The organism is Anabaena lutea FACHB-196 (assembly GCF_014698305.1).
Taxonomy (GTDB): domain Bacteria; phylum Cyanobacteriota; class Cyanobacteriia; order Cyanobacteriales; family Nostocaceae; genus Anabaena; species Anabaena lutea.
This window is the reverse complement of record NZ_JACJST010000009.1, coordinates 70,039-95,176: the sequence shown is the minus strand read 5'-3', so window position 1 is coordinate 95,176 and position 25,138 is coordinate 70,039. Positions and strand designations below refer to the sequence as shown.

General features: G+C 37.4%; 26 protein-coding genes, 1 pseudogene and 1 CRISPR repeat array. Of the genes and pseudogenes, 14 read left to right on the top strand and 13 right to left on the bottom strand.

Annotation, left to right across the window (positions count from 1 at the left end; genetic code table 11):
* Positions 1 to 262 precede the first annotated feature (262 nt).
* The 3 genes from H6G59_RS11845 to H6G59_RS11835 all read left to right on the top strand — a co-directional run bounded on the left by H6G59_RS11845 (position 263) and on the right by H6G59_RS11835 (position 3,888).
* The gene (locus tag H6G59_RS11845; RefSeq protein WP_190714641.1) at positions 263 to 1,366 is read left to right on the top strand and encodes a cytochrome c oxidase subunit II; all 1,104 of its coding nucleotides are present in this window, start codon (positions 263 to 265) and stop codon (positions 1,364 to 1,366) included.
* A 51-nt stretch (positions 1,367 to 1,417) separates the two neighbouring features.
* Positions 1,418 to 3,115 carry a cytochrome c oxidase subunit I gene (gene ctaD, locus H6G59_RS11840; protein WP_190714639.1) on the top strand — a complete coding sequence of 566 codons (1,698 nt, stop codon included), beginning with the start codon at positions 1,418 to 1,420 and terminating at the stop codon, positions 3,113 to 3,115.
* A 149-nt stretch (positions 3,116 to 3,264) separates the two neighbouring features.
* Positions 3,265 to 3,888 (top strand): cytochrome c oxidase subunit 3, encoded by a 624-nt coding sequence (locus H6G59_RS11835; RefSeq protein WP_190714636.1) that lies wholly within the window; start codon positions 3,265 to 3,267, stop codon positions 3,886 to 3,888.
* 270 nt (positions 3,889 to 4,158) lie between these two features.
* Here H6G59_RS11835 and H6G59_RS11830 read toward each other — a convergent pair whose 3' ends face one another.
* Complete coding sequence (locus tag H6G59_RS11830; protein WP_190714634.1) at positions 4,159 to 4,488, bottom strand: type II toxin-antitoxin system PemK/MazF family toxin; 330 nt, start codon at positions 4,486 to 4,488, stop codon at positions 4,159 to 4,161.
* The gene (locus tag H6G59_RS11825) at positions 4,466 to 4,687 is read right to left on the bottom strand and encodes a hypothetical protein (protein ID WP_190714632.1); all 222 of its coding nucleotides are present in this window, start codon (positions 4,685 to 4,687) and stop codon (positions 4,466 to 4,468) included. Before H6G59_RS11825 ends, H6G59_RS11830 begins: the two co-directional genes overlap by 23 nt.
* Positions 4,688 to 4,900: 213 nt before the next feature.
* Here H6G59_RS11825 and H6G59_RS11820 point away from each other — a divergent pair, with 213 nt between their 5' ends.
* A complete protein-coding gene (locus tag H6G59_RS11820; protein ID WP_190714630.1) occupies positions 4,901 to 5,362 on the top strand; it encodes a hypothetical protein in 462 nt (153 codons plus the stop codon).
* Positions 5,363 to 5,367: 5 nt separating this feature from the next.
* Here the strand turns inward: H6G59_RS11820 and H6G59_RS11815 are convergent, their stop codons facing one another.
* From H6G59_RS11815 to H6G59_RS11805, 3 genes are all read right to left on the bottom strand, one after another.
* Positions 5,368 to 6,396: a WD40 repeat domain-containing protein gene (locus tag H6G59_RS11815; protein WP_190714822.1), complete on the bottom strand. Its 1,029-nt coding sequence runs from the start codon at positions 6,394 to 6,396 to the stop codon at positions 5,368 to 5,370.
* Between the two features lie 110 nt (positions 6,397 to 6,506).
* Entirely contained in the window at positions 6,507 to 6,809 is a 303-nt protein-coding gene (locus H6G59_RS11810; protein ID WP_190714629.1) for a hypothetical protein, read from the bottom strand.
* Positions 6,810 to 7,049: 240 nt separating this feature from the next.
* Entirely contained in the window at positions 7,050 to 7,214 is a 165-nt protein-coding gene (locus tag H6G59_RS11805) for a hypothetical protein (RefSeq protein ID WP_190648489.1), read from the bottom strand.
* Between the two features lie 347 nt (positions 7,215 to 7,561).
* On the opposite strand from H6G59_RS11805, the gene ald reads away from it, so the two are divergent.
* Together ald and H6G59_RS11795 are read left to right on the top strand one after the other, a co-directional pair.
* Positions 7,562 to 8,653: an alanine dehydrogenase gene (gene ald, locus H6G59_RS11800; RefSeq protein WP_190714627.1), complete on the top strand. Its 1,092-nt coding sequence runs from the start codon at positions 7,562 to 7,564 to the stop codon at positions 8,651 to 8,653.
* A 240-nt stretch (positions 8,654 to 8,893) separates the two neighbouring features.
* A CRISPR array of direct repeats spans positions 8,894 to 9,815; the repeat unit is 37 nt; unit sequence ATTGCAATTCTCATTACTCCCTATTAGGGATTGAAAC.
* Between the two features lie 194 nt (positions 9,816 to 10,009).
* On the top strand, positions 10,010 to 10,474 hold the full coding sequence (locus H6G59_RS11795) for a hypothetical protein (protein WP_190714624.1): 465 nt from the start codon (positions 10,010 to 10,012) through the stop codon (positions 10,472 to 10,474).
* Positions 10,475 to 10,876: 402 nt separating this feature from the next.
* On the opposite strand, the gene H6G59_RS11790 is transcribed toward H6G59_RS11795, so the two are convergent.
* A complete protein-coding gene (locus tag H6G59_RS11790) occupies positions 10,877 to 11,275 on the bottom strand; it encodes a nuclear transport factor 2 family protein (RefSeq protein WP_190714622.1) in 399 nt (132 codons plus the stop codon).
* Between the two features lie 208 nt (positions 11,276 to 11,483).
* On the bottom strand, positions 11,484 to 12,872 hold the full coding sequence (gene hisS, locus H6G59_RS11785) for a histidine--tRNA ligase (protein ID WP_190714621.1): 1,389 nt from the start codon (positions 12,870 to 12,872) through the stop codon (positions 11,484 to 11,486).
* A gap of 759 nt (positions 12,873 to 13,631) precedes the next feature.
* Between hisS and H6G59_RS11780 the strand changes: the two genes are divergently transcribed.
* Positions 13,632 to 14,414 (top strand): PFE-CTERM domain-containing protein, encoded by a 783-nt coding sequence (locus H6G59_RS11780; protein ID WP_190714619.1) that lies wholly within the window; start codon positions 13,632 to 13,634, stop codon positions 14,412 to 14,414.
* Positions 14,415 to 14,657: 243 nt separating this feature from the next.
* On the opposite strand, the gene H6G59_RS11775 is transcribed toward H6G59_RS11780, so the two are convergent.
* Positions 14,658 to 15,128, bottom strand: a complete 471-nt coding sequence (locus H6G59_RS11775) for a DUF3598 family protein (RefSeq protein WP_190714617.1) — start codon at positions 15,126 to 15,128, stop codon at positions 14,658 to 14,660.
* 2 nt (positions 15,129 to 15,130) lie between these two features.
* Between H6G59_RS11775 and H6G59_RS27590 the strand changes: the two genes are divergently transcribed.
* Positions 15,131 to 15,253 (top strand): hypothetical protein, encoded by a 123-nt coding sequence (locus tag H6G59_RS27590; RefSeq protein ID WP_277924628.1) that lies wholly within the window; start codon positions 15,131 to 15,133, stop codon positions 15,251 to 15,253.
* Positions 15,254 to 15,287: 34 nt separating this feature from the next.
* Here H6G59_RS27590 and H6G59_RS11770 read toward each other — a convergent pair whose 3' ends face one another.
* Positions 15,288 to 16,709 carry an aldehyde dehydrogenase family protein gene (locus H6G59_RS11770; protein WP_190714615.1) on the bottom strand — a complete coding sequence of 474 codons (1,422 nt, stop codon included), beginning with the start codon at positions 16,707 to 16,709 and terminating at the stop codon, positions 15,288 to 15,290.
* Positions 16,710 to 16,740: 31 nt separating this feature from the next.
* On the bottom strand, positions 16,741 to 17,781 hold the full coding sequence (locus H6G59_RS11765; protein ID WP_190714613.1) for a nitrilase-related carbon-nitrogen hydrolase: 1,041 nt from the start codon (positions 17,779 to 17,781) through the stop codon (positions 16,741 to 16,743).
* A 412-nt stretch (positions 17,782 to 18,193) separates the two neighbouring features.
* Between H6G59_RS11765 and H6G59_RS11760 the strand changes: the two genes are divergently transcribed.
* From H6G59_RS11760 to H6G59_RS11745, 4 genes and pseudogenes are all read left to right on the top strand, one after another.
* Entirely contained in the window at positions 18,194 to 19,057 is an 864-nt protein-coding gene (locus H6G59_RS11760) for an isocitrate lyase/PEP mutase family protein (RefSeq protein ID WP_190714611.1), read from the top strand.
* 64 nt (positions 19,058 to 19,121) lie between these two features.
* Positions 19,122 to 19,487, top strand: a pseudogene (locus H6G59_RS11755) (four helix bundle protein).
* A 190-nt stretch (positions 19,488 to 19,677) separates the two neighbouring features.
* Positions 19,678 to 20,529, top strand: coding sequence for an alpha/beta fold hydrolase (locus H6G59_RS11750; protein WP_190714609.1), 852 nt, complete (start codon positions 19,678 to 19,680; stop codon positions 20,527 to 20,529).
* Positions 20,530 to 20,738: 209 nt separating this feature from the next.
* Entirely contained in the window at positions 20,739 to 21,494 is a 756-nt protein-coding gene (locus H6G59_RS11745; protein WP_190714608.1) for a TspO/MBR family protein, read from the top strand.
* Positions 21,495 to 21,590: 96 nt separating this feature from the next.
* On the opposite strand, the gene H6G59_RS11740 is transcribed toward H6G59_RS11745, so the two are convergent.
* The gene (locus H6G59_RS11740) at positions 21,591 to 21,863 is read right to left on the bottom strand and encodes a hypothetical protein (RefSeq protein WP_190714606.1); all 273 of its coding nucleotides are present in this window, start codon (positions 21,861 to 21,863) and stop codon (positions 21,591 to 21,593) included.
* A 190-nt stretch (positions 21,864 to 22,053) separates the two neighbouring features.
* Here H6G59_RS11740 and H6G59_RS11735 point away from each other — a divergent pair, with 190 nt between their 5' ends.
* Entirely contained in the window at positions 22,054 to 22,275 is a 222-nt protein-coding gene (locus H6G59_RS11735) for a hypothetical protein (protein WP_190714604.1), read from the top strand.
* Positions 22,272 to 22,688 (top strand): type II toxin-antitoxin system VapC family toxin, encoded by a 417-nt coding sequence (locus H6G59_RS11730; protein WP_190714602.1) that lies wholly within the window; start codon positions 22,272 to 22,274, stop codon positions 22,686 to 22,688. Before H6G59_RS11735 ends, H6G59_RS11730 begins: the two co-directional genes overlap by 4 nt.
* 118 nt (positions 22,689 to 22,806) lie before the next feature.
* Here the strand turns inward: H6G59_RS11730 and H6G59_RS11725 are convergent, their stop codons facing one another.
* On the bottom strand, positions 22,807 to 23,871 hold the full coding sequence (locus H6G59_RS11725) for an MAE_28990/MAE_18760 family HEPN-like nuclease (RefSeq protein ID WP_190714600.1): 1,065 nt from the start codon (positions 23,869 to 23,871) through the stop codon (positions 22,807 to 22,809).
* A gap of 16 nt (positions 23,872 to 23,887) precedes the next feature.
* Entirely contained in the window at positions 23,888 to 25,084 is a 1,197-nt protein-coding gene (locus tag H6G59_RS11720; RefSeq protein ID WP_190714598.1) for a DUF262 domain-containing protein, read from the bottom strand.
* Between the last annotated feature and the right edge of the window lie 54 nt (positions 25,085 to 25,138).

The following is a 25,138-nucleotide window of genomic DNA, read 5'->3' as shown; positions in this document are numbered from 1 at the left end:
TGTAAGATTTAGGTATTTTTTAAGATATGAATTAGTGATGAGTGGCAATTAGTTAAAATTTTCTCAAGTTTTCCTTAAATTTCTCTAGTAATTGTCATTTTTTTGGGGCGATATCACATAAATCGGTTTTACTCAAGATTGATCAACTAATCAAAAAAATTAATAAAGATTTCAGATATTGAGAGTTCATATCCTATAAGCTGCACTACCTTAGTAAGTGAGTGACTTTGAGATAACGTCGTAAATTCCATTTAAGTAAGCCGTGAAAATTCCAAGTTCCATCTGGACATTACTAATTGGCATTGTGCTAACCCTAGCCAGCCTTTGGTACGGTCAAAATCACGGTCTGTTACCTACAGCCGCATCTGATGAAGCCGTCTTAGTAGATGGTCTATTCAACACGATGATGATCGTTTCTACAGGTATATTTTTATTAGTCGAAAGTGTTTTAATTTACGCTGCATTTAAATACCGTCGCCGTGCAGGCGACAATGAAGATGGTCCACCTATTGAGGGTAATGTGCCTCTAGAAATACTCTGGACGGCGATCCCAGCAATTATCGTTCTCGGTATTTCTGTTTATAGCTTTGATGTCTACAACGAAATCGGTGGATTTGATCCTCATGCAGTCCATGCAGCGCCAGAAGCATCGATGATGCAAGAATCAATGTCAATGCCAGGAACAGCGATCGCTGCTACTTTAACCGATACGCCTCCCAGCAATGAGCCAAACCTAAACCAAGAAAAATCTGACGAGGCTATGGAAGACCCGGCCACCGCAGCAGTCCGCAATCCTGAAATTCCTCAAATACGTAATGCTCCTGGCATAGGTAGTGTAGCTCCTACCTTGGGTACAAGTCGTGACAAAGAGGGACAACCACCACAATTAGTCGTTAACGTCTCTGCACTCCAGTATGCTTGGATTTTCACTTACCCAGAGACAGGAGTGACAACTGGTGAACTCCATGTACCCGTCGGCCAACAAGTGGAAATGAACATGACTGCTAACGATGTCATCCATGCCTTCTGGGTTCCAGAATTCCGCCTCAAGCAAGATGTGATCCCCGGTAGACAAAGCGAGATTCGCTTCACACCCAATAAAGTGGGTGCGTATTCCTTAATTTGTGCTGAACTTTGTGGCCCCTACCACGGAGCTATGAAAACCCAAGTAGTAGTAGAGTCCCAAGAGGCTTATGACACTTGGATGCAAGAACAGCTAGTTGCTAGTAAAGAGACTCTTAATCAAGCTGTTGCCGTTAACTCAGCGGATGTATCCCCAGATGAATTTCTCGCTCCTTACACTAAGGACATGGGAATTCACTCAGAAATGCTGCATCAAGTTCACCATTCGTCAATGGTTAGATAGTCAAAGATAACGGCTAATGACCAATGACTAATAACTAATGACTAATTGACTATGACACAAGCACAGTTACAAGAAACGGCTAATATCCCTGCTCATATTGAAGAAGAAGAAGGGGAAAGACATTGGCGTGACTTCTTTGGCTTTAGTACCGACCATAAGGTAATTGGTATTCAATACTTAGTCACCTCGTTTATTTTCTACTGCATTGGCGGCGTGATGGCTGACTTGGTGCGGACAGAACTCCGTACCCCAGATGTGGATTTTGTCACCCCAGAAGTCTATAACAGCCTGTTTACACTCCACGCCACAATCATGATTTTCTTGTGGATTGTTCCAGCAGGGGCTGGTTTTGCTAACTATCTCATTCCCTTGATGATTGGGGCTAGGGATATGGCTTTTCCACGCTTAAATGCCGTGGCTTTTTGGATGATTCCGCCGGCTGGTGTGTTACTTATCGCTAGTTTAGTGGTAGGTGATGCCCCGGATGCGGGTTGGACTTCCTACCCTCCTCTTAGCCTCATGACAGGTCAAGTGGGAGAAGCCATTTGGATTGTCAGTGTCCTATTGTTGGGTACGTCTTCGATTTTGGGGGCGATTAATTTTATCGTTACTCTCCTGAAAATGCGTGTTCCCAGTATGGGAATCCATCAAATGCCCTTGTTTTGTTGGGCAATGTTCGCAACTTCGGCGTTAGTGCTGATATCTACCCCTGTACTTGCTGGGGCGCTAATTCTGCTGTCTTTTGACTTGTTAGCAGGGACAACATTTTTTAACCCCACCGGTGGAGGTGATCCGGTAGTTTACCAGCATATGTTCTGGTTCTACTCCCACCCAGCAGTTTACATCATGATTTTGCCTTTCTTTGGGGCAATTTCTGAGGTTATCCCTGTTCATTCTCGTAAACCAATTTTTGGTTATAAAGCGATCGCCTATTCTTCCCTCGCTATTAGCTTTTTGGGGCTGATCGTTTGGGCGCACCATATGTTTACCAGTGGTATTCCTGGCTGGTTGCGGATGTTCTTTATGATCACTACCATGATCATCGCTGTCCCCACAGGGATCAAAATTTTTAGCTGGTTAGCAACTATGTGGGGTGGCAAAATCCAACTGAATACCCCCATGTTATTTGCTATGGGTTTTGTCGGTACGTTTGTCATTGGTGGTATAAGTGGTGTGATGTTAGCCGCAGTCCCCTTTGATATTCACGTTCACGATACCTATTTTGTAGTTGCACACCTGCACTATGTCCTCTTCGGTGGTAGCGTCTTAGGTATTTTCGCCGCTATTTATCACTGGTTCCCGAAAATGACGGGACGAATGATGAACGAATTTTGGGGTAAGATTCACTTTGTTTTGACCATTGTTGGTCTAAATATGACTTTTTTGCCCATGCACAAGTTAGGGATGATGGGTATGAATCGCCGCATTGCCCAATATGACCCTAAATTCACTTCTTTGAATGAAATCTGTACTTACGGGTCTTATATCTTAGCGATTTCGACTTTACCGTTTATTATCAATGCCATTTGGAGTTGGTTATATGGTGAGAAAGCGGCTAATAATCCTTGGCGCGCACTTACCCTAGAGTGGATGACTACTTCACCACCAGCAATTGAGAATTTTGAAAAACTGCCCGTATTGGCTACAGGCCCTTATGACTACGGCGTGAAAGAGAAAAAGGTAGATGTTAATACAGTATTAACCGCCAAACCTGACGAACCATATCCAACTATTGAGTCTGGTGTGTAATTCGTAATAGTGCCTACGGTCCCGCTAGGGATACGTAATTCGTAATTCGTAATTGAAAGCGTAATTCGTAATTGAAAGAAAATTATGAATTATGAATTACCGATTACCAATTACCGATTACCAATGACCAATTAGCAATTTAAAAATTCATGCAAAGTCAGATAATTGACCCAGCGAAAATTGAACAGAATCATCACCACGTAGCAGTAACAGATGCTCATCATGAAGCACATCCAGACCATCGCTTGTTTGGTTTGGTTGTCTTCCTGATTGCCGAAGCGATGATTTTTATGGGAATGTTCGGAGCTTATTTAGCTTTCCGCGCTACCTTACCTGTATGGCCTCCCGCAGGTACACCAGAGTTAGAACTGCTGTTACCTGGTGTGAATACAGTGATTTTGATTGCCAGCAGTTTTGTCATGCACAATGCTGATACGGCAATTAAAAAGAATGATAACAAGGGAATGCGTACCTGGTTGGCAATTACTGCGGCTATGGGTGCAATTTTCTTGATGGGGCAGGTTTATGAATATACCCATCTGGAATTTGGTTTAACTACCAATTTGTTTGCTAGTACGTTTTATGTTTTAACTGGCTTTCACGGTTTACACGTGACTGTTGGGGTTTTAGCGATTTTGGCAGTGTTGTGGCGATCGCGCACTCCCGGTCATTACAGCAATGAAAAGCACTTCGGTATTGAAGCCGCCGAACTGTACTGGCACTTTGTAGACGTAATTTGGATTATTTTGTTCGGATTACTATATCTACTGTAAGTATTAATTATTTGGTTGTTCACTCCACGCGAATAACTTATCAACCTCCATTTGGGGGTTTTTTTATTGGTATTAGGAGTTACGCATTGACAAAAAATATTGAATATGTATTTCCGTAAAAATCATATTTATCGTAGGGGTAAAGCGCAGTGCTAAACCCCTACCCCACGCTTAATTTATCGGTAAAAATAGAATTAGTTGCAACCTGAAATAAGGTATTTTGGTGAACGCATATCATGATTGATTTGTACAGTGCGTAAGTCCTAGGTATTAAAATTGAGGTTTAATAAACGCATCCCATACAGTTTTCAATTGGTTTGCATCTGATTCAGAAATTAGTCCGATTTTCGCTATTAATAAACTCTTTTCTAAGCAATCCAGCCTAGATAAACGTACAGTTGAGGGAACACGCAGACCTGCAATTGACCAATCGTTTAAAAATACATCTGTTTGTGAGCGTGGTTGTGCTGAAGTAACTACAGCAGCTACAACATCATCACCATCTAACCAAAGTACAAGGATGGGGCGTTTTTTAGAACTTGCACCACTTGTAAAGAGAATATCAGCTACCCAGAATTCACCCGGTTGTATAGTCGTCATAGAGTCCTTCATCTTCTGAGGTGTAGCCTTTTAAAAATGTGTCATGACTGCGGGTAACTGGAGAAAAATTTGGTTTTGGTTGGATAGTAATTATCCAATTTCCTGCTCCTATATTGTTCGTTAAAGATTCCGGTAGAGTCAATTTTTCTCCTGGTTTAAGTTCAATTTCATAAGTTATATTAACTACTTGAGTTTTCATGGCTTTTGGGAGAATTTGAGTTAATACGTGCGATACTATATCTTAAATTTATTGTAATCCAAGCAATTATAAAAACCGCCACAGTGCTAAGGAAATCAACTAATAAAAATTTATTTACTTAGTCAAGTATATAAAAATTAAGTCACATTTGCGGAAATATGTTGATTAATTTTGAATTAATATAGTGTAAAAACATTCAAGCTTGAATTAATTATGTCTTTACCACAGTATAAAAAAGGCGGATATTTAGCAGCAGCTATAGGTAGTTTAATAGGTGCTGTCCTACTGATGTATCCAGGTTATTTTTTAGGTGTGGGTTATGTAAAAATATTTATGCCCCATGCCACTCTAGATGGATTGATACCCCCTTTTCTCAGTTTTATTTTTGGCTGGTGGATTGGGGAAGTTTTAGGATGTTGGCTAGCCTTGAGGTTGCTACACTACCGCAGGGCAGCAAGAACAGCTAGATTATTAGCAATGATGACTCCTGTTGGCATTTTCTTTTGGATGCTATTTTATGCCGTTGCTATCAACTCTATAGCGATGATTTTTAGTCAGTCACATTCCCTAGCCCATCTACATCATATAACTATGTCTCTGACTATAGCTTTTTTCGCCATTGCTTTAGCTCTGAAGGCACGGTATCTAGCACAACAAAATACTTTTGAGATGTAGTAAAATTACCAAGTCTGCCAAATATTAATTTTTTGATCAAATCCACTACTGGCCAGCATTTTTCCATCGGGACTAAAAGCGATATCTTCGATAGGCTGCGCCAGCGCACTCACCCAGTCACTATGACCATCAAGTGTATTTTTTAATTCACCTGTAGTTAAATCCCATAATTTTATACCATCTTTGCCAGCGCTGGCTAGAGTGTGTCCATTGGGGTTGATTGCGATCTCATTCACCCAATTATCATGTCCTGTTAGGGTTTGGACTTGCACACCCTTATTAACATCCCAAATTTTAATCGTTTTATCCCGGCTGGAACTAATTAAACTTTCGCCATTGGGTGTAAAAGCTAACTTTGTCACAATCTGAGAATGTGCTTTTAACTCCCTGATTAATTTACCAGAATTTAAGTCCCACAGCTTCACTACACCTTTACTATCACCACTAGCTAAAGTCTGCCCATCAGGGTTAATGGCTAAGGTATAAATTGCATTATCAAAGCGTACCAGGGTGGTTAGTGGTATCTGTCGTTTTAAATCCCACAATTTAATCCCGTCTAAACCACCACTGGCAAGAACTTTACTATCAGCAGAAACAGCTAAAGATAATATTGGACTTGTGTGTCCCACGAAAGAACGGCTAAACTTCAGATTTTTGAGATTCCAGAGGTTAATTCTGTAGTCACTACCGCAACTAATCAGAGTTGCACCATCGGGAGTAATCAAAATAGAATCTACAGATCCTTGATGCGCTCGGTTAATCGTACCCAGCTTTTTGCCAGTTTGAGGATTCCAAAAGCGAATTATACCCTCGTTTTGTCCGCCACCACTCACCAGAAGTTTACTATTGGGACTAAAAGCTAGAGATTTAACAGTTCCTGTATGTCCGCTTAAGGTATGAAGCAGTCGGGGATTGGCAAAGCTTTTGCTATCTGGTTTGCTATCTGGAGAGTTGGGTATGACTTCGTTAGCCGCCTGAGCAGGATGAATATAAAATTCCTGCCCAATAGAAGTTGCTAAGGCAACAGCTGCCATCAATGCCAAAATCATCTGAGGGCGAATCACAGCACTCCCACCGCTTCTTCCCTTACTCGTCACCTGTTTTCCTCACTTCTTTAATCTCATCAACACTCAGTACTCCGCCATCAATATTCTTTCCTAGGTGGTTTTTTCTTGGAAACCGTCAGCACTGGTAAGGGTGGACTGGAGGAACGAGAAGGTAAATAATGTTGCACTACAGGCTCTTCTGGTACAGGGGGACGCTGCTGCATCCGCCATAACTTAAAGGCCAGGGCTATTCCTGCTGTTCCCAAGCCAAAAGCAAATAACGACCAGCTATCATCCAAGCCACCAATCAGCGCGTCCACAACACCCATTGTGGTTAAGGCACTGATTATAGGTTCTTTCCGGTAGGCTGACTTCAAAAAACGAGGTAGTACAGCGTTCATCACAGGTTGCTTGTTTCCCGTTAAATTTTTATGTAAGTTTTCTCTACGATACCGCGATCGCTATTTGCTTTTCTCATCTCACGCTATTGGTCATTCTGCGTCAGAATTTCACTGGGTCACGCGCGGTTCCATAATCATAACCATTCAACTAGACAAGATATAACCAGCTGGAAGTTCCAACTGGTTAGGACTCTTCTAATGACTAGTTTACTACTGCCAACTCTTGAGTTGCGGCGGCAACTACTTTAAACCGAGCCAAGATAGTACGCCTTGATTGGTGAGATATTCAATCAGCATCATCAAGATGAAGCCAATCATGGCTGCCCGACCATTCAAACGCTCGGCATATTCATTAAAGCCAAATTTGGGTTCTTCTAGTTTAGGGGTAACTGTGGGTTGTGTCATTGTCAAAAATTCCTCTCTTCTGGACAGCAAACGAAACTTTACATTTATTTTTCAGCTAATTGCAGAGCTTGATTGCCAAGGTAGGTTGAGAATTTCAACTGCAAGTTCTTGGAGAGCGCGACGCAAATGCTTACTTTACAATTTGTAATTATTCTTTATCTATTGTAAGAAGACTTGGGGATTAGTCAAGATGTTGTGAAAAAAACGACTAACGGTGTGTGAGAGGTAATTTTACTAATTTTACTAATTTTTTATTTTTATTTTGGAATTTTGAATTAGTGAATACGGAAGTAGCGTGATAGATACTGGCAGGCTAAAGTGAAACAAAAAAATATCAGAGGCTGTAAATGGAAATCGGTGTTCCCAAGGAAACGAAAGATCAAGAGTTTCGTGTCGGCTTAAGTCCTTCTAGTGTCCGGGTACTGCGGGAAAATGGACATCATGTTTTTGTTCAGACTGAAGCTGGTACTGGTGCTGGATTTACAGATGAAGACTATAGTATGGCTGGGGCAGAAATTGTCTCTACACAGGAATCTGTTTGGAATCGGGAGCTAGTTGTTAAGGTTAAAGAACCTCTGGTAAGTGAGTATAAATTTCTGCAAAAAGGACAATTATTATTTACTTATTTGCATTTAGCAGCAGATCGCAAATTAACAGAACATTTAATTGATTGTGGCATTTGTGCGATCGCTTACGAAACTGTAGAACAACCTGGTGCAAATAAACTGCCTCTGCTTACCCCCATGAGTATCATTGCTGGTCGGTTAGCAGTACAATTTGGAGCCAGGTTCTTAGAACGTCAGCAAGGTGGCAAGGGTGTACTGTTGGGGGGTGTCCCTGGTGTTAAACCGGGCAAAGTGGTGATTTTAGGCGGTGGCGTGGTCGGCACAGAAGCCGCTAGAATTGCAGTGGGTATGGGTGCGGCTGTGCAGATTCTCGATGTCAGTGTTGAACGCCTATCTTATTTAGAAACTCTTTTTGGTTCGAGAGTTGAATTACTTTACAGCAACTCTGCTCATATTGAAACCGCAGTTAAAGAAGCTGATTTACTCATTGGTGCAGTTCTCGTCTTGGGTCGGAAAGCGCCAATTTTAGTATCCCGCGAGTTAGTTAAACAAATGCATCCCGGTTCGGTAATTGTGGATGTTGCTGTTGACCAAGGTGGATGTGTAGAAACACTACACCCCACATCCCACACTAATCCTGTATATATTGATGAGGGTGTGGTACATTATGGTGTTCCTAATATGCCGGGGGCAGTACCTTGGACAGCAACCCAAGCGCTGAACAACAGTACTTTACCTTATGTTGTGCAGTTAGCTAATTTGGGAATTAAGGCTTTGGATGTGAATCCTGCTTTGGCTAAGGGTTTGAATGTGCAGAATGGTCGTTTGGTACATCCGGCTGTACAAGAGGTTTTTCCTGATTTGGTCAGTTAATCATCAGCTTTTTTGCGCGGATGGGTGGGTGTAAAATTTAGATGGTTCAAAAAAATAGCTGTATCTCTTGATAGGCTTGGCTTTGCGGCTATTAATGTTGATGAACCATCCGCGCACCTTACACAGACTGGGTTTCAGCGTTTTTTGTCCTTGACACAATTTCTGGAATGGACTATGATGATCATGCTCGCGCAATCGAACCTTGAAAACCAAATACACAAAGGCTTTCAGCCTCCCGCTATTGCAATTCTCATTACTCCCTATTAGGGATTGAAACAAAAATTCATTCAAAAACTCTTCACAGCTAGGTAATTATAAAATTGCAATTCTCATTACTCCCTATTAGGGATTGAAACTGTGACAAAACCATTCTACATCGGGGGCTTATTGCAATTCTCATTACTCCCTATTAGGGATTGAAACAATCAATTTTGATAAAAGGATGCTACCAATAATAGATTGCAATTCTCATTACTCCCTATTAGGGATTGAAACTATCTACGTATACGGTTATACTCTAAAATACAAATTGCAATTCTCATTACTCCCTATTAGGGATTGAAACCATCGAGAGAACCATTCCAATCAATACAAGAATATTCGTATTGATTGCAATTCTCATTACTCCCTATTAGGGATTGAAACCATATGCAGCCCCTTTGAAATAAAAGTAAAGCTTAATTGCAATTCTCATTACTCCCTATTAGGGATTGAAACTTTGGCCTAAGCCCATATCCCCCACTTTGCGATAATTGCAATTCTCATTACTCCCTATTAGGGATTGAAACTGGAGATACTTTTGGCGTATTTCAGATGGAAGGAAAATTGCAATTCTCATTACTCCCTATTAGGGATTGAAACTTGAGGTTGCTGGTTGGATGGTTGCATTGGTGGTTGGTTGAAATTGCAATTCTCATTACTCCCTATTAGGGATTGAAACTCTTACTTACCCAAGATACTTCCCTATTCAATATTATTGCAATTCTCATTACTCCCTATTAGGGATTGAAACAGCAGCTATATTAGGGGATGTGTGAAAAGAAGCAAATTGCAATTCTCATTACTCCCTATTAGGGATTGAAACATTAGCGATCGCCTACCTTGTCAGAAGTAAAGCGATCGCTTATTGCAATTCTCATTACTCCCTATTAGGGATTGAAACCATAGTTTGTATCTATTACCTTTGCCTCTTTGCTTACGGTTCCGTAAGGGATACGCAATTCATTTTATCTAATTTCCTAGCATTGACCCTATTGACATCTCTTCGTGATAAAATGATAAAATTTATTTGCTAAGTGCAGAAATTAAGAGATTATGGAAATAATTGCAGGTATTTCATAGAGGAAAATCTCAACCATGAATAAATTATTAGATGAAGCCTTATCTCACCAAGTTGCACAAAGCATCAAAAGTAAAGCTAAAAAGCCTTTTGAAAATGCTTATAAAGCAGCTTTAGCAACTGAGGGTTCAAAGTATGTTCAAGGTTTTTTGGTATTTAGTGGTCAGCCATATAAACCTGTTGAACATGGTTGGATTGAGTTAGGTGATGTGATTATTGATCCCACCCTTCCTTATTTGCAAAAAAACCATAAAGACCTTTGGTATTTTCCCGCGCAAAGTCTGACTGTCAAAAAGCTAAAAGCAATAATTGACGAATCAAAAGAAGATTATCCAGAAGATGATCCTTTGCCAATTTATGGTGAAGCACCTTATGAATATTATGGTGATGTCATGTTAGGTGATCACGAATATTTGATAGCTTATCAAGCTGCTGAAATAAAGTGTCGAGAAATTAATGGTTTAGAGAATGGGAAAAATTAATTTTAAAAGTGCTTGAGGGGATATTCATTTAATGTCTGCTAATTATTGGTAGTAGTGGTATGCGATCGCTTTAGTTGAGGAGTGCAGGCTTATTTCTCGCCTGACTAATTTTGATTCCTGCGATCGCGATCTTGACGTACCATACTCTCAGTAAAAAAGTGCTTTGTATGATTTAGTTCCATCTTAATTGAGCAGCTACATAACGGTTGAGAACGCTACCCAGTCAGAGGTTCAAAAAAATTTGACAACTTTTACCCTAAAAATGAGATTTTGACCAACTGAGTCTACACCTAAAGCTGTGAGTATTTTACATTTTGATATTTAGGAAGATATGGATATGGGCAGCTTGTTGTAACGCCTCAATTTATTATCACTACATATTTACCACTACTGAATTATTTATTAATAAGATTTTCCATCACTACCAAAGTATTCTCTATAGCTACAAATTTTATTATCTCGCACATCAAAGGCAACTGCAACCCGATTTTTGTAAGGTTGTCCAAATAAGTTACCTTCATCCCGAAATTCAAAGATAACTGTTTTTTCGTTGCTAGTAATGTTATCTAGAGAAGCCAACTTTAATCCAGGTTTAAAGGCTTCAGAAACATATTCAAAAAATTCTTTTGCTCTTTCTTTACCTTCATTTAACCCGTGAAATTTTCCCATTGGAAACCAAAAGGTAAAATCATCTGTCAGCATATCTAAAAATTCTTGCCATTCACCAGTTGCTAGTCCGTGGGTAAAATGTGCAAATGCTTGTTTAGCAACTTTTAAAGTGTTTTCTGCTTCTGTTGTCATCTGCTGTCCCTAACCCGATTTTTAGCAAGATAAATTTTGATTAAATAAAAGAAGCGATCGCTGTTCCGTTATAGATGTGCGATCGCTCTAATGAATTGATACCTAGCCAAAGGAATCAATCACAACCATTATATCGCCCATACTGCCATATTCGGGTGCAGTGTTAATCCCATCAGGTGTCTCACCCCACATCTATCTCTAATTTAACTTAAACAAGTCTACGTTTAACTTCTGCGGCTAAATCTACCAAAGCTACTTCTACTTGTTCACCTGATTTTAAATCCTTCAAGGATGATTTTTCAGATGCGGCTTCATCAGCACCAATAATTACACAAAATTGAATTCCTTGTTTATCTGCGGCTTGAAATTGTTTACCCAAAGGACGTTTTTCAAAGTTGGTAACAACATTAATTCCTGCTTGACGCAATTGTTGTGATACCTTTAAATAAACAGGCATTAAATCTTCTTGCATATTCACTACCACTACTTGAGTAGGTGTGGCAGATAAAGTATTGAGAATCCCCGCTTTTAACAACCGACTAATTAACCGAGTTAAGCCGATGGAAATACCCACTCCGGGCATTTTTTCACCTAAAAACATCCCCACTAATTCTTCATATCTGCCACCTGAACAGATACTACCTAAAGCTTCATGTCCTATAAGACTAGTTTCATAAACCGTGCCAGTATAATAATTTAAACCCCGCGCAATAGATAAATCAATACAAAAACGCTTTTCGGCAACTCCTAAATTTCTAACTCCATTAATTACCGTTTCTAATTCACTAACTCCTAGATTAAATTCTTCCGCTTCTGGTAAATTCTCCGTGAGATGTTTGAGTTTATCTAAAACATCATCAACCATACCATCAATTTTAACAAACTCGATAATTTTTTCGGTTTGCTCTGATAAAATACCTGCTTTTTCTAATTCTTGCTTAACTTTAGCTTCCCCAATTTTTTCTAAATTATCAATAATGCCAATACAGGCTTTAATTTGATTTTCCGCAACTCCTACTGACTGAAAAAAACCAGTCAGAATTTTTCTGTTATTGATGCGAATGACAAAATCACCGATATTAATCGCTTCAAATATTTCGGTGATAATTGCAGGCATTTGGGCATCATATAACAAGCTGAGTTTACCACGAGCCACCACATCAATATCACATTGACGGAATTGCCGAAAACGTCCATCTTTTGCCCGTTCTCCCCGAAAAACCATATCCATTTGATAACGAGCAAAGGGAAAAGTTAATTCATTTAAGTGACGCGCAATATAAGCCGCAAAGGGAACAGTTTGATCAAATTTTAAAGCTCTTGCTTCCGAACCAGTTTCGCCAGATTTATCTTTTTCGGCTTGGCGATTTGGTGGTAAAATAGGCTCAATTCCATATATTATGTTATCACCTTGATTTCCCTTAGCTTGCAGCACTTCCAACCGTTCTACTGCTGGGGTTTCAATAGGTGTAAAACCATAACTTTCAAATACACGCCGGATTATATCTAGTAAATATACTTCTAGACGCTTTTCACTGGGTAGAAATTCGGGAAAACCGCTAGGAGTAGAAAAGTTTATTTTTTCGCTTTTTGTCATGCCCATACCTTGTCAAGTTGCAATTTTGGATATATTGCAATCCTACATTAAACAACTTGGGGATTGACTGTGAAAAAAGAAAGCAGGAGATGCCCGACTTATTTATAAAGTTTGGGTAAAGTCATTGTTTATTTCAGTCATTTTTCTACATTGGCAGTTATACTTAGGCATTTAGTTGCAAATTAAACAATGTGTAACTTGATATAACGAGGTTACTTAAACTCTAAGTTTGACACAGAACTAAAAAAATATCAGCAGATGAACAGCAGACAGTTGTTACAGTGACCAGTTTGTATAATTTAATTACCCGTCGGGAAGAATTAGCACAGTTAAGAGGTGGTAAGTTAGACAAGAAAGGGCGCTTGATTACTGAGTTTTTATTGTAACACGCAATTCATCATCGTCAATAGAAAGGGTAAACAACCACTCGAAACCATTAGTGGCTTACTATCAATACAATCTTCGGGGTTTGTAAAATTTGTATGTAGAATCTTGACAAAAGAGGTAGAAATAATTGATACTTACTTATTAACACTGACATCCACCAGTAAAGCTATACTAAAAAGTAACTAAACCTGTTAATGTTGAATTTCTTGAAAAATTCCTTTTGTCGGGATTACCTGAAAGAAGGTTTTTAAAGGAAGAAAACGTGCTTAAAAGATAAAAGTTTCACACATAAATCTGGTTAGTTATATCAAGTGATTGTTTTCTTTACATAAGAAATCAATTTTTATATCAAATCAACGAGGATAACAACGAATGAAGTACAAGATTAAATCCGCTTTTCAAAAGTTGGCTACTACGGCAATAACTCTGTCTGGGGTTATGACTGCTGCCGGTATCACTCTGTCAGCCCAATCAGCCCAAGCACTTAATTTTACACTCGCTCCTGGGGATTTTAGCATTATACAAGGTATAGGTGATAATAATTCGTCTTCAACTATAGCAATCAACACATCTGCTCCTGCCAATGGATTCGGAAATGTATTTACAAGCACTTTTTTGCTGTTAGGTGCAAATACTACCGACGCGAACATACCTAATGACTCGCTTAAAAACAATAATAGTGTAGCTAGGTCAATTCCTTTTGCCGTTTCCGTTGCTGATGTTGCTCAACCAATTACAATGACCTTTAATTGGGCATTTAATGGTGACTCTTCGGGAGGATTTAATGATAAGGATAGCTTCAATATCGCGATCATTAAAACCGACAACTCAAATGGCGCACAACTTTTTGAGAGAACTGTAGATCCAAGTGACGCTATTCCTGGTTATGGTTTTGGAATTAACGACATAGGAACTCTTATTGCCGCAAACACTTTATCAGCAGGAAATTATCAAATATTTATCTCTTTGAATGAAAATACTGATTTCTCCAATAGAAGTTCCGCAGCAGGTTTCAACAACATTATCCTTTCCACCCCTGGCACACCTGTTCCCTTTGGATTTTCCACAAATATGAGTTTGCTAGTATTCGGTGGGATGTTTTACGGTATGAATAAACTGAAAAAAAAGATGGCTGTAAAAAAGTTTCAGGCGTAAAGATAGAAAACAATACTCCTGCATTATCAGTTTCACCCTTTCTCGTTCCCATACTCTGTATGGGAATGAATTCTAGAAGGCTCTGCCTTCTACGAAAACAGAGGCAGAGCCGCTGTAATAGCATTAAGAGTCGGAGACTGGGAACGAGATATCATCAGGATTTGAGCTTAAGTTGACACCATTAAGCAATGCGCTTTACCCCTACAAATCTAGGTTTTTCGTAATTTCGTAAAAGTCCATATCTCAACCGTGTTTAGTATATATTGATTTCACTCTTTCTTCTTGAATGAAAGTGCGTTGGTAGATTTGGTCATTTTTAAACCAGTGCCAAGTGCGAGCGCGATAGTTATTATCTGGACTAATTTGAATCATTTCATATAAATACATATCTGCTGGAAATTGTTTATAACCGAACCACAAAATAACGGTAGAATCATCAACTTCCCAGGCTTTACCTTGAATACGTTCGGTATCAAACCAAAGTTTTTTATCTTGATATTTTCCTGGAAATTGATGTTCTTCTTGTTTACCATTTTCCCAGGTATAACGATTGATTTGATAGTAACAATACTCGCTATTTTCAGGAAACTGACAACTTAAATGAGATTGGTGACTATCCAGAATTTTGCCATTCAGATCAACTAGGGTATAAGTTCCCACCCATTCACCTTCATGACGAGCTAAAACAGGCATTTCTAAACGAATATTAGACATAATTGGTCATTGGTCATTGGTCATTGGTCATTGGTCATTGGTCATTGGTCATTGGTCATTGGTCATTGGTCATTGGTCATTGGTCATTGGTCATTGAGAAAAGGCTTCAGGTAGAAGTTTTTTAATTTTTAATTTTTAATTTTTAATTTTTAATTGTTCCTATTCTATATCATTAAACCACCAAGGGTCTTTACTGGTGTTGGTTTTAATCAAAAAGGATTTTTTTCGCATGAAGCGTTTTAATCCTGCTGCACCCATGCGCGAACCTCCTAAACCAGAAAATTTAAAGGCGTTTTTCTCTCCTTCGTGCATCATAGCTGTTAAACCTGCATCATTAATACTAATAGCACCGACATCTATTTGTTTAGCAACTGCTAATGCTAATTCTTCTGATTCAGAAAATACAGATGCACTCAATCCATAAATAGAATCATTTGCCAAATCTATTGCTTCTTCTACTGTAGAAAAAGACATAACTGGCATAATCGGACTAAATGTTTCTTCAGTCATGATTTTCATGGAATGATTCACCTCAGTCATAACTGTGGGACGACACCACCAACCACCACCTAATTCTTCAACTTTACCACCGCAGTGAATTACTGCACCTTTTGATATTGCATCTTGTAGATGTTCGTTAATAATTGCAGCTTGGTTTTCGGAAATAATGGGACCAATTTCACCATTTTCTAATTTTGGATATGCTAGTTGTAAGCGAGAAGCTTTAGCTACTAGTTGATGATAAAATTGTTCAAAGATAGATTCAGCTACATAAATCCTTTCTATTGATGAACAGGACTGTCCAGAGTTAACAACAGAACTCCATAAAATTGCTGAAGTTGCTAAATCTAAATTGGCTGATTCTAAAACTATAGCTGGGTCTTTTCCTCCTAATTCTAAGAAAGCAGGAATAAAGTTTCTAGCTGCGGCTTCTGCAACTACACGACCAGTTTCAACGCTGCCTGTAAAACAGATCAAATCTACCTCTTCAATTAAAGCTGCTCCTATTTGTCCCGCTCCTTCGACAAAGTTTAACACATCGCGTAATTGAGGAACAGTATTAAGTGCAGTTATTAATGGTGCTACAAAACGAGGAGTAATTTCGCTGGGTTTGACTATGACAGCACAACCTGCTAGTAAAGCGGGAATTGTATCAATTGTAGACAACAAAAGGGGAAAGTTCCAAGGACTAATTACGCCTACTAAGGAATAAGGAACGGCAGTTTGTTGTAAGGCTATAAATGAAATGGATGTATTTTTAGCAGTTTCTTGTAATAATTGTGGAGCTAAATTACACCATCTATCAATACTAGAAATAAAAGAGTTAATTTCTAATTCTGAAGTTGATAATCTACCCGTATCATTTACCAATGCGTCTGTTAGCTGTTTGCGCTCAGATAATATGGCTTGTTTCCACTGTTGTAAGGCTTCAATTCTGCCATCAATTCCCAATTCGTACCAATGAATTTGTCCTCTGCGAAGACGGTGACACTGCTGGGATAGTAGCTTGGGTGGTGGTGGGATAATGACGTAATCAAATTTCCCGGTGCGAGGGTTGCGGACTTCTATTGGTTTTGTCATTGGTGATTAGTCATTGGTCATTGGTCATTGGTCAAATTATCTCTAATTTAGCTAGACATTCAATAGTTGATTGTTGTGTTTGGATAAAGTGTTTGCGGTCTACTTCTCCTTCAAGCATAGTATTAGGGGGGTAAAAGTGTGATTGCTGGTAAGTTTCGGCATAGAGTTCAAAGCGCTGACGTGAGAGTAAATTATTTATTCCTGGTTGTTTGCGATCGCGTCGTAATGCTGCTAAATTAATTTCAGCAAAGGCTGCCATGCTTTCACCTGTGGCTGTTTCTGCTAAAACTCGACCACGATAATCAATAATTTTAGACCCACCATCTACTGAAGCGGGAGGAATGGGACTATTACTAATACCAGCTGTATTTGCAGAAATCATATATGCCATATTTTCTATAGCGCGTGAGATTTTTGCTGCATTTTTGGATGTCAGGTTTTTGCTATATACTTCTGATGTGGAGTGCAGAAAAATTTCTGCCCCTCTAATTGCCAGACACCTAGCAACTTCTGGATATAAAATTTCTTCTGATGCTAAAGCTGCTAAGTTGCCAATTTCGGTTTTGGCAACGGGGAAAACTCCCTCTAAACCGTAGCAATCAAGATATTTATCCCAAACATCATGGGGTGTGGGAGAGAACATGGAATTTAATCGGCGATAGCGTAAGATAATTGCACCAGATGGGTCAATAACAAAGCAGGTTTGAAAGTATAATTTGGGAAAGTTTGGATCTAGTTCATAAGCATTACCAGCTAAAAATATTTTATGCTTTTGAGCAATTTTACCAAGTGCTTCATATTCAGCCCCAGCCATTTCTAAACAAGCTTTTTTTGCCCACATTGAGATAGATTCTCCCATAGGAAATCCGGTCAGAAAGTGTTCTGGTAGAACAATTAAACGACAGTCGCAGCCAATCATGGCGATACTTGCAGCGATTTTTTCTTCTAAGCTATTAATAGTTTTTTTAATTAAAGAACGGACTTCAGTCTGGCTTGATTGATTGACTCCATAACAGGTAACTTGTAGTGATAAAGCACGGAATGAGTCAAGAGAATTTATGTTAATTGTCATATATAAAACTCCTATAGGAATAATAAATATTTGATTTTTGAAATATACGTAGCATTGCCCACAAAACCATTGCTGCGGTGGGCAATGCCCACCCTACGAGACTTAAAATTTTTCAGATACAGCATTGCTATATGGGAATATTAATTTTCACAAATTTATTCGCACTTAAACTGCTGATATTGCCCGATATAAATAGAAACATTTGGGAGATGATAAAATAGTGTAATTTTCAACAAACCGAGTAATTCCAGGAATAGTGTCAATAACACCGCTGGATATTTTTGAATAACATTGTTTATATTTATGTCTTTATTCCCAGTTGCTAATTAATATTTTAAATATAGACAACTTTTCTCAAACGTCAATACACTATTTACGGTATTCTCAAAATAATACATTTATTATTGCTTGTATGTCTTATTGCCAACAATTGCGGGAATTACTTATACGTCCTGAAATTATCGTTATTCCCGGTGTTTATGACTGTTTGAGTGCAAAACTGGTAGAAAAAGCAGGGTTTGATGTTGCTGCTACCAGCGGTTTTGGGATTGCGGCTTCTACGTTGGGTTTACCTGATTACGGGTTTCTGACTGCTACAGAAATGCTGTACAGTGTGGGGCGAATTGCCCAGTCAATTAATATACCTTTAATTGCTGATTGTGATACGGGCTATGGTAATGCTTTAAATGTGATGCGAACTGTGAAGGATGCGGTACAGTTGGGGTTAGCTGGGGTAATTTTGGAAGATCAAGAATGGCCAAAAAAGTGTGGTCATTTTGAGGGGAAGCGTGTAATTCCCATGATAGAACACGCGGGAAAAATTCGTGCTGCGGTGGAAGCAAGGGGTGATAGTGGGTTGGTAATTATTGCGAGAACAGATGCACGCGCACCTTTAGGCTTAGAGGAAGCTATCGCTCGTGGACAATCATACATCAATGCCGGTGCAGATGTCTTGTTTGTGGAAGCACCCCAATCTGTGGGAGAATTGCAAACCATAGCCGCAGCTTTTCCTGATGTGCCGTTGGTAGCTAATATTGTCGAAGGTGGGAAAACACCAGAAATTTCCGTAGCTGAATTACAAAAATTAGGTTTTAAAATTGTCTTTTTCCCCCTAACTGCACTTATGGCTGTAACTGAAGTCATGAATGCTTGTTTCCGTCACCTGAAAGCACAGGAAAACACAGTTAATTTTCCTGGTTTGATGAATTTTAGAGATTTTCAAGAACTCATGGATGTTCCCCAATATCTGCAAATTGAAAAGCAGTATCAAGAATGAGTTGATAATAGGTGATTGGGAAAACAATGGTTAACTATTCGTAAGGAGTCAGGAGTCAGAATAAATGCAACCTGCAAGAACATTTGAAGATTTAATAGTTTGGCAGAAAGCACATCAATTTGTGTTAGGAGTATATCAATTAACTGCGGATTTTCCCAAATCAGAAATATATGGACTGACTTCTCAGTTTAGACGCGCATCAGTTTCCATTCCGGCAAATATTGCAGAAGGATTTAAGAAAAAAGGAGATTTAGATAAAGTAAGATTTATGAATATTGCACAAGCTTCTCTATAAGAATGTAGATACTATCTTATTCTCACACAAGATTTAGGATACGGTAATACATCAGAATTAATGTTGAAACTACAAGAAGTTAGTAGATTATTAGATAGTTATGCAAAAGCTATTCTCAATAATTCTAACTCCTAATTCCTTAATTCTTATTCTTTCTACCTCCTGACTCCTGACTCCTGACTCCTGACTCCTGACTCCTGACTCCTGACTCCACAAGCTTTGTGATAAGAATTATACTCTTTTAGAGTGAGAGTATTTTGCTGAAGGTATTGTTATACTTACGCCTTTTTTATCAGGCTGTTGCATTCCCAAATAGGAAAATAAAGTGTTAATTACAGAACATCGGATTACAGTAGATTCCCTTGAATGGTTTTATCGAGAAGCGGAACCAATTGGTAGAAGTGACTTATTACCAGTATTGTGTTTACACGGTATAGTTTCCCAAAGTTATAGCTGGAGAAACATTCTACCAGCTTTGGCAGCACAAGGAACAAGAGCGATCGCACCAGATTGGATTGGTTACGGATTTTCTGCTAAACCTGAAAAACAGGATTTTGCTTATACTCCCGACGCATTTATTACAGCTTTAGAAGGATTTGTGAAAGCTGTAGAATTAGAACGTTTTTCCTTAGTTGTACAAGGATTTTTAGGTTCTGTGGGCTTACAATATGCCTTGCGTCATCCCGAAAAAATTGCCAACATAGCGATTTTAAATACACCCATTTCCACTGCTGCTAAATTACCTTGGAAAATCAAACAAATGGGTTTACCTTTAGCAGGAGAAATGATGACTCAAGACCCTTTATTAGTTGATAGAACTTTAGAAAGTGGTAGTCGTTATCGTATTGAAGATAAAGATTTGGATGTTTATCGCAAACCGTATTTGAAAAGTTCTTCATCTGGTCGTGGTTTGCTGTCAACAATTCGTAATTTGCAGCTTGAAAAAGCGATGATTGAAATTGAATCTGGGTTTAAAGAATGGCAACAACCCATTTTAGTACAATGGGGGATGATTGACCCTTGGTTATCGGTGGATATTGCCGAAACTTTTGTGAAATCTGTCCCAGATGCTGAAATAATCAAACTGAATAATGTGGGACATTATCCTCAAGAACATTATCATGAAGTGATTTTACAAGACCTGTTACCCTTTGTACGTCGTTCGGGGTCTAATTAGCTAGTTTAGAGACGTTTCACGAAACGTCTCTTGATAGATTCAAAACGATTTAAGCAAAACTACCGACTGATTAGAAGTTAAAGTTTTTAATCATATCAAAATAATTATTTAATAAATTAAATAAAATTATCTAACGTATATCTTTAACATCACGATATCATATAATAAATTATTATTACTAACTACAAACTACTCGCAATCTCTTAATTATGAATCAATCCAATAATGTAGGAATACTTGAACAGTTTGTCAATACAGTAATGGGGGTAAAACCTGGGAATCAACAACAGTCTCTAAATCCATCAGCAGCTACTACACAAGAACTAGATATCAAGGCAGTTTTAGTTTATAAACTAGGAACTATCCTCCAAATAGGAGTCATGATTCTTGTGTTGCTGGGAGTGGAAAAATTAGTAATGTTGATTGATAAGAATTCTGCGTTTCCCAGTTGGTTTAGCACTTTAATAACTGTATTATTTTTTGCTTTATTAAGTATTCGTTCCCGAATTTTTTCGCTTTTAGATAATACCCGTTCTCGAACAACCTATGACCAAGTAATCAGGCCAAGATGGTCTCCTCCACCTTTGGTATTTCCCATTGTTTGGATGTTCATTGCTTTATTGCGGGTAATTTCTTCTGTGTTAGTTTGGCAGCAAATGAATCACCAATTGTTAGTATTACCTTTCATTCTATTTGTGATACATCTAGCTCTAGGTGATACTTGGAATACGATTTTTACTGTAGAACGCAGATTAGGTGCGGCTGTTCCTGTGGTAATTTTAGGACCTTGGTTATCTGCAATTATAGTAACAGCAATGTATTGGCAAACTGTTCCTTTAGCGGGAATGATTTTATCTTTTTCCTGTGTGTGGCTAACTGTAGCTGCTGTATTGGTGTTGAGAATTTGGCAGTTAAATGGATCTGAACCACTATATCCTTTAAAGTTAGCTGTTGTGGAGAAATAGTCAAAATTCACCTTAACAGGAAAGCGAAGGCCACATTCAACATACATGAAAAACGGTAGAGAAAAATTAATTCTCTACCACTAATAATACCATTTATCACCGATAATCACGCTCCATATCACCACAGAAAGAAACAGCGAATTTATAACCAATGCGAATACCAAAAATTCTAGCAAATCTGTTTTTATTCCGTAAATAATGCGCTGATTCTATGCCTATTTTATCAATTGCATATTCACCTGTTTCTATATCAATAATGATCATTTTGCCGATGTTGTCTTCTGTTTCTACTTGCTGACGAATGCCATTGTCATATAATTCTTTGGCACGTTTGGCGACTTCTTCGCTGCTGAGGAGAATGGCTTGCATTTTATTTCATCCTTTTTCGTGATTATGTTTATAATACTTGATCAAGTAATCGCACTTCTCCCATCATTAACTAAGAGCGATACCTATGCTTTCGTCTCCCGTAAGGTATCCGGTAAGCTATGCTAACGCACTGCTTCACTATAAGCTTAGTTGATATATAATTAAAATGAATGATTTTTGATATCTTCTCATGACATTACAAGAATTGCAAAAACAAGTATTACAATTACCAATGAGTGAACGCTGGCAATTGGTACAAACTGTATTAGAATCAATACAACAAGAAACTCAATTAGTTTCAAAGAAAGGTAATTTATCTCGACTGCGTGGTATTGCTAAAGGTGCAAACATCTCTAGTGATGAGAATATTAATGGAGATTATGCGACTTATCTAACTGAAAAATACCAATGAAGCGAATTTTTATTGATACGAATATCGTTTTAGATTTTTTACTTGAACGAGAACCTTTTGTAGAAGATGCTGTTAGGTTATTTGCAAAAATTGATGCAGGTGAGATTATAGGGTTTATTGCTGCTACTACAATTACTAATATTTATTATATTATTCGTAAAGCCGCAGGTGTAACAGTTGCTCAAGATGCAATTTCTCAAATTCTCACAGATTTACACATTTGCACAGTTGATAAAAATATTTTAGAAACAGCAGTATCTTTAAATTTTCAAGATTTTGAGGATGCTGTGCAGTATGCTTGTGCTATGAAATCAATGGTAGATGTTATTGTAACTCGTGATGTGTCTGGATTTTTAGGTTCAGAAATTGCAGTAATTTTACCTGGAGAGTTAAATAATATTTCTCAAGAGTAAAAGCGATACCTTCGGTAAGCTTCGCTAACGCATTTCTTCCACATTAAAAAAGAGCGATCGCACAATCTCCACCATTAACTCAATAAAGGTGATACCTTCGGTAAGCTTCGCTAAAGCATTATTTGTTGATTATGTAAAATATTTGATTATCTTTGATTTTAGGTTCAACACTTACGGCAATCTTTGTCTTTTCTGTAATTGTAAGTTCTGGATATCTTTCATTATTTAATTCAATTGTTAAAATAGGTTTTTTATAAAATCTACCATCTTTAGTTTGGATAATTAACATATCTCCAACTTTTATAGTATAACTTTCAAGTTCAAATGCTAATATTTTACTATAATGTACTTTAATCACATTTTCTATTTTTTGGAAAGTATGTATTGATTCATTTTTGATAACTTGTTCAAATAACGTCTGAAAAATAGCTTGACAATACTTTTCTAGAAATTGAATATAAGGATCTAGTTCAGAGATACTGAGGATATCATCTACTTCTTCTGAACCGTGAGCAATTTGGTTTCTCCTTTCAACTAATTCATTTATCTTATTGTACAAAATATCCTTTTCTATTCTGGAAATAGTATTTGGGTTTAAACCAATTTCATTATTAAGTTCTTCATTCTTTAATAATTCATTGTTTAAATCCAAGTTTAACTTATTGAATAGCTCTACAATTTTATTATGTTTTAAATTACCTGATAAAAGAACAAAAGCATCTGTATTAATTTTATATTGGGTAGGATTGAATATACACTCATTCAGTTTCTTTAAAACTTCCTCTTTTGTAAGATGCTGATATTTAGAACTTTCTCTACTGGTAATAGTATTGATCAATTTTAAGGAAAGTTCAAAATGATTATCTCTAATTTTCTCATCTATTTGGTTATATTCCGGTACTACATTAGATAGGGAATCAAGATATTCTTTAATCCATATTTCTACATATTTTTCTAGCAGCCCATAAAGTGAGATAATAGATGCTTTATATTCAAATATTCGTTTATCTGTTCTAAAACTTCTATCATGCTCTTTCAAAGTATTCAGTAATTTTCTAATTTGTTGATTATCGGTTTCTAGAACAGAATAAGCAGCTACATCATTTACATATTGAATATGTTTTAAATATTCTCTAATTTGATTGACTTCTCTTGTGAAGCTTTCTAATGATTCTATATTCATAAATTTCTACTAAACTTTATTTAATATACCTTTGTAGAAAATTATGAAAATATCTAATTCTTGCTTCTAAACCTTTTCTAGTAGTATACCTACCTTCAAACAGGAAGCGATTATTTTCTTCTGCGACATATAACATTTCTTCATCAGAATATCTCTCTTTTTTTATCGCTTCTTTATGTTTTAATAATTCTTGCTTGAATGGAATTTTTTCAGCAAAAACCTGCATAATTGGATCATAAACTATTTTTAAAGGAAGGTTTTTATTACGCTCTTTTATTGGTGGAATAAAAGCTAATTCTCCTAATATTTCATAAATCAAATCAATAGTTTCATTAAAGAGTCTCTCAAGTTCACTCCTAGTTTCATCAGAATAATTATTTGCTTGCTTTAAGTATTCATCTAAAAACTTATCAACTCCAGAAGATTTCAGTTTATCGAGATGACGATAAGCAAAGAAGCGCAAGATTAATTCCACATCTTCCATCTTTTTATAAGATTCATTTTCCAGTAATTTTTCTTCTCCTTCACTTTCTAAAGGGAAATTCCACATTTTACGAAAATATGTATTTTTAGAAAGTTTTATACACAATTGGTTAAATTTTCCATTTTGTAATGCATTTCTTGTTTCTTGGGGAGTTAACTTTTCTCCACCACTGTTGAGTCTTTCAAAAACTATTCTTTTCAGTTCTTCTGCTTCTTCTTCACTTTTAGCTGTTTCTTGTAGTAAAACAATAGATGATAAATAGCGTCTATCTATACCTCTTCTAACTTGCTCTGGTAAGTTTGCATAGTTTCTACCATCTAGTTCTCTCCAATACTGTAGTCCTTCTAGTTTAAAATTACCTTTGTAAAAATCATAAATAGCAGTTAATCTTTGTTGTCCATCCATTACTTCATAAATAGAATATTCTATTTCATATAAAAAAATAGGTGGAATTGGTACATTCATAATAAATGATTCTATCAATCTAGATTTACGAACATTATCCCATCTTTTTCTACGTTGATATTCAGGATCAAGTATATATTTCTTACTATCAAGCATAGTCGGTATACTATCTAATGGATACCGAGCTTGTTCTGTAACAATTCTAATTTCACCCTTCTTATATTTTTCATTAATTTCTTCGTTTGAAGCTGATTTATGACTTGTATCTAAATTATCTTGAAAAGTAAAAGTTTCACCTAAAATTAAATGACTATTTGCAATCATAGTAATTCTTCCTTATTATTAATTATCAAATTTCAGAGTAATTGATGTTATCAT

Excerpts from the sequence above, each read along its gene's own strand:
- ctaD (WP_190714639.1), top strand. The coding sequence starts at position 1,418 with ATGACACAAGCACAGTTACAAGAAACGGCTAATATCCCTGCTCATATT.
- H6G59_RS11835 (WP_190714636.1), top strand. The coding sequence starts at position 3,265 with ATGCAAAGTCAGATAATTGACCCAGCGAAAATTGAACAGAATCATCAC.
- H6G59_RS11830 (WP_190714634.1), bottom strand. The coding sequence starts at position 4,488 with ATGACGACTATACAACCGGGTGAATTCTGGGTAGCTGATATTCTCTTT.
- H6G59_RS11825 (WP_190714632.1), bottom strand. The coding sequence starts at position 4,687 with ATGAAAACTCAAGTAGTTAATATAACTTATGAAATTGAACTTAAACCA.
- H6G59_RS11820 (WP_190714630.1), top strand. The coding sequence starts at position 4,901 with ATGTCTTTACCACAGTATAAAAAAGGCGGATATTTAGCAGCAGCTATA.
- H6G59_RS11815 (WP_190714822.1), bottom strand. The coding sequence starts at position 6,396 with ATGGCAGCTGTTGCCTTAGCAACTTCTATTGGGCAGGAATTTTATATT.
- H6G59_RS11810 (WP_190714629.1), bottom strand. The coding sequence starts at position 6,809 with ATGAACGCTGTACTACCTCGTTTTTTGAAGTCAGCCTACCGGAAAGAA.
- H6G59_RS11805 (WP_190648489.1), bottom strand. The coding sequence starts at position 7,214 with ATGACACAACCCACAGTTACCCCTAAACTAGAAGAACCCAAATTTGGC.
- ald (WP_190714627.1), top strand. The coding sequence starts at position 7,562 with ATGGAAATCGGTGTTCCCAAGGAAACGAAAGATCAAGAGTTTCGTGTC.
- H6G59_RS11795 (WP_190714624.1), top strand. The coding sequence starts at position 10,010 with ATGAATAAATTATTAGATGAAGCCTTATCTCACCAAGTTGCACAAAGC.
- H6G59_RS11790 (WP_190714622.1), bottom strand. The coding sequence starts at position 11,275 with ATGACAACAGAAGCAGAAAACACTTTAAAAGTTGCTAAACAAGCATTT.
- hisS (WP_190714621.1), bottom strand. The coding sequence starts at position 12,872 with ATGACAAAAAGCGAAAAAATAAACTTTTCTACTCCTAGCGGTTTTCCC.
- H6G59_RS11780 (WP_190714619.1), top strand. The coding sequence starts at position 13,632 with ATGAAGTACAAGATTAAATCCGCTTTTCAAAAGTTGGCTACTACGGCA.
- H6G59_RS11775 (WP_190714617.1), bottom strand. The coding sequence starts at position 15,128 with ATGTCTAATATTCGTTTAGAAATGCCTGTTTTAGCTCGTCATGAAGGT.
- H6G59_RS11770 (WP_190714615.1), bottom strand. The coding sequence starts at position 16,709 with ATGACAAAACCAATAGAAGTCCGCAACCCTCGCACCGGGAAATTTGAT.
- H6G59_RS11765 (WP_190714613.1), bottom strand. The coding sequence starts at position 17,781 with ATGACAATTAACATAAATTCTCTTGACTCATTCCGTGCTTTATCACTA.
- H6G59_RS11760 (WP_190714611.1), top strand. The coding sequence starts at position 18,194 with ATGTCTTATTGCCAACAATTGCGGGAATTACTTATACGTCCTGAAATT.
- H6G59_RS11745 (WP_190714608.1), top strand. The coding sequence starts at position 20,739 with ATGAATCAATCCAATAATGTAGGAATACTTGAACAGTTTGTCAATACA.
- H6G59_RS11740 (WP_190714606.1), bottom strand. The coding sequence starts at position 21,863 with ATGCAAGCCATTCTCCTCAGCAGCGAAGAAGTCGCCAAACGTGCCAAA.
- H6G59_RS11735 (WP_190714604.1), top strand. The coding sequence starts at position 22,054 with ATGACATTACAAGAATTGCAAAAACAAGTATTACAATTACCAATGAGT.
- H6G59_RS11730 (WP_190714602.1), top strand. The coding sequence starts at position 22,272 with ATGAAGCGAATTTTTATTGATACGAATATCGTTTTAGATTTTTTACTT.
- H6G59_RS11725 (WP_190714600.1), bottom strand. The coding sequence starts at position 23,871 with ATGAATATAGAATCATTAGAAAGCTTCACAAGAGAAGTCAATCAAATT.
- H6G59_RS11720 (WP_190714598.1), bottom strand. The coding sequence starts at position 25,084 with ATGATTGCAAATAGTCATTTAATTTTAGGTGAAACTTTTACTTTTCAA.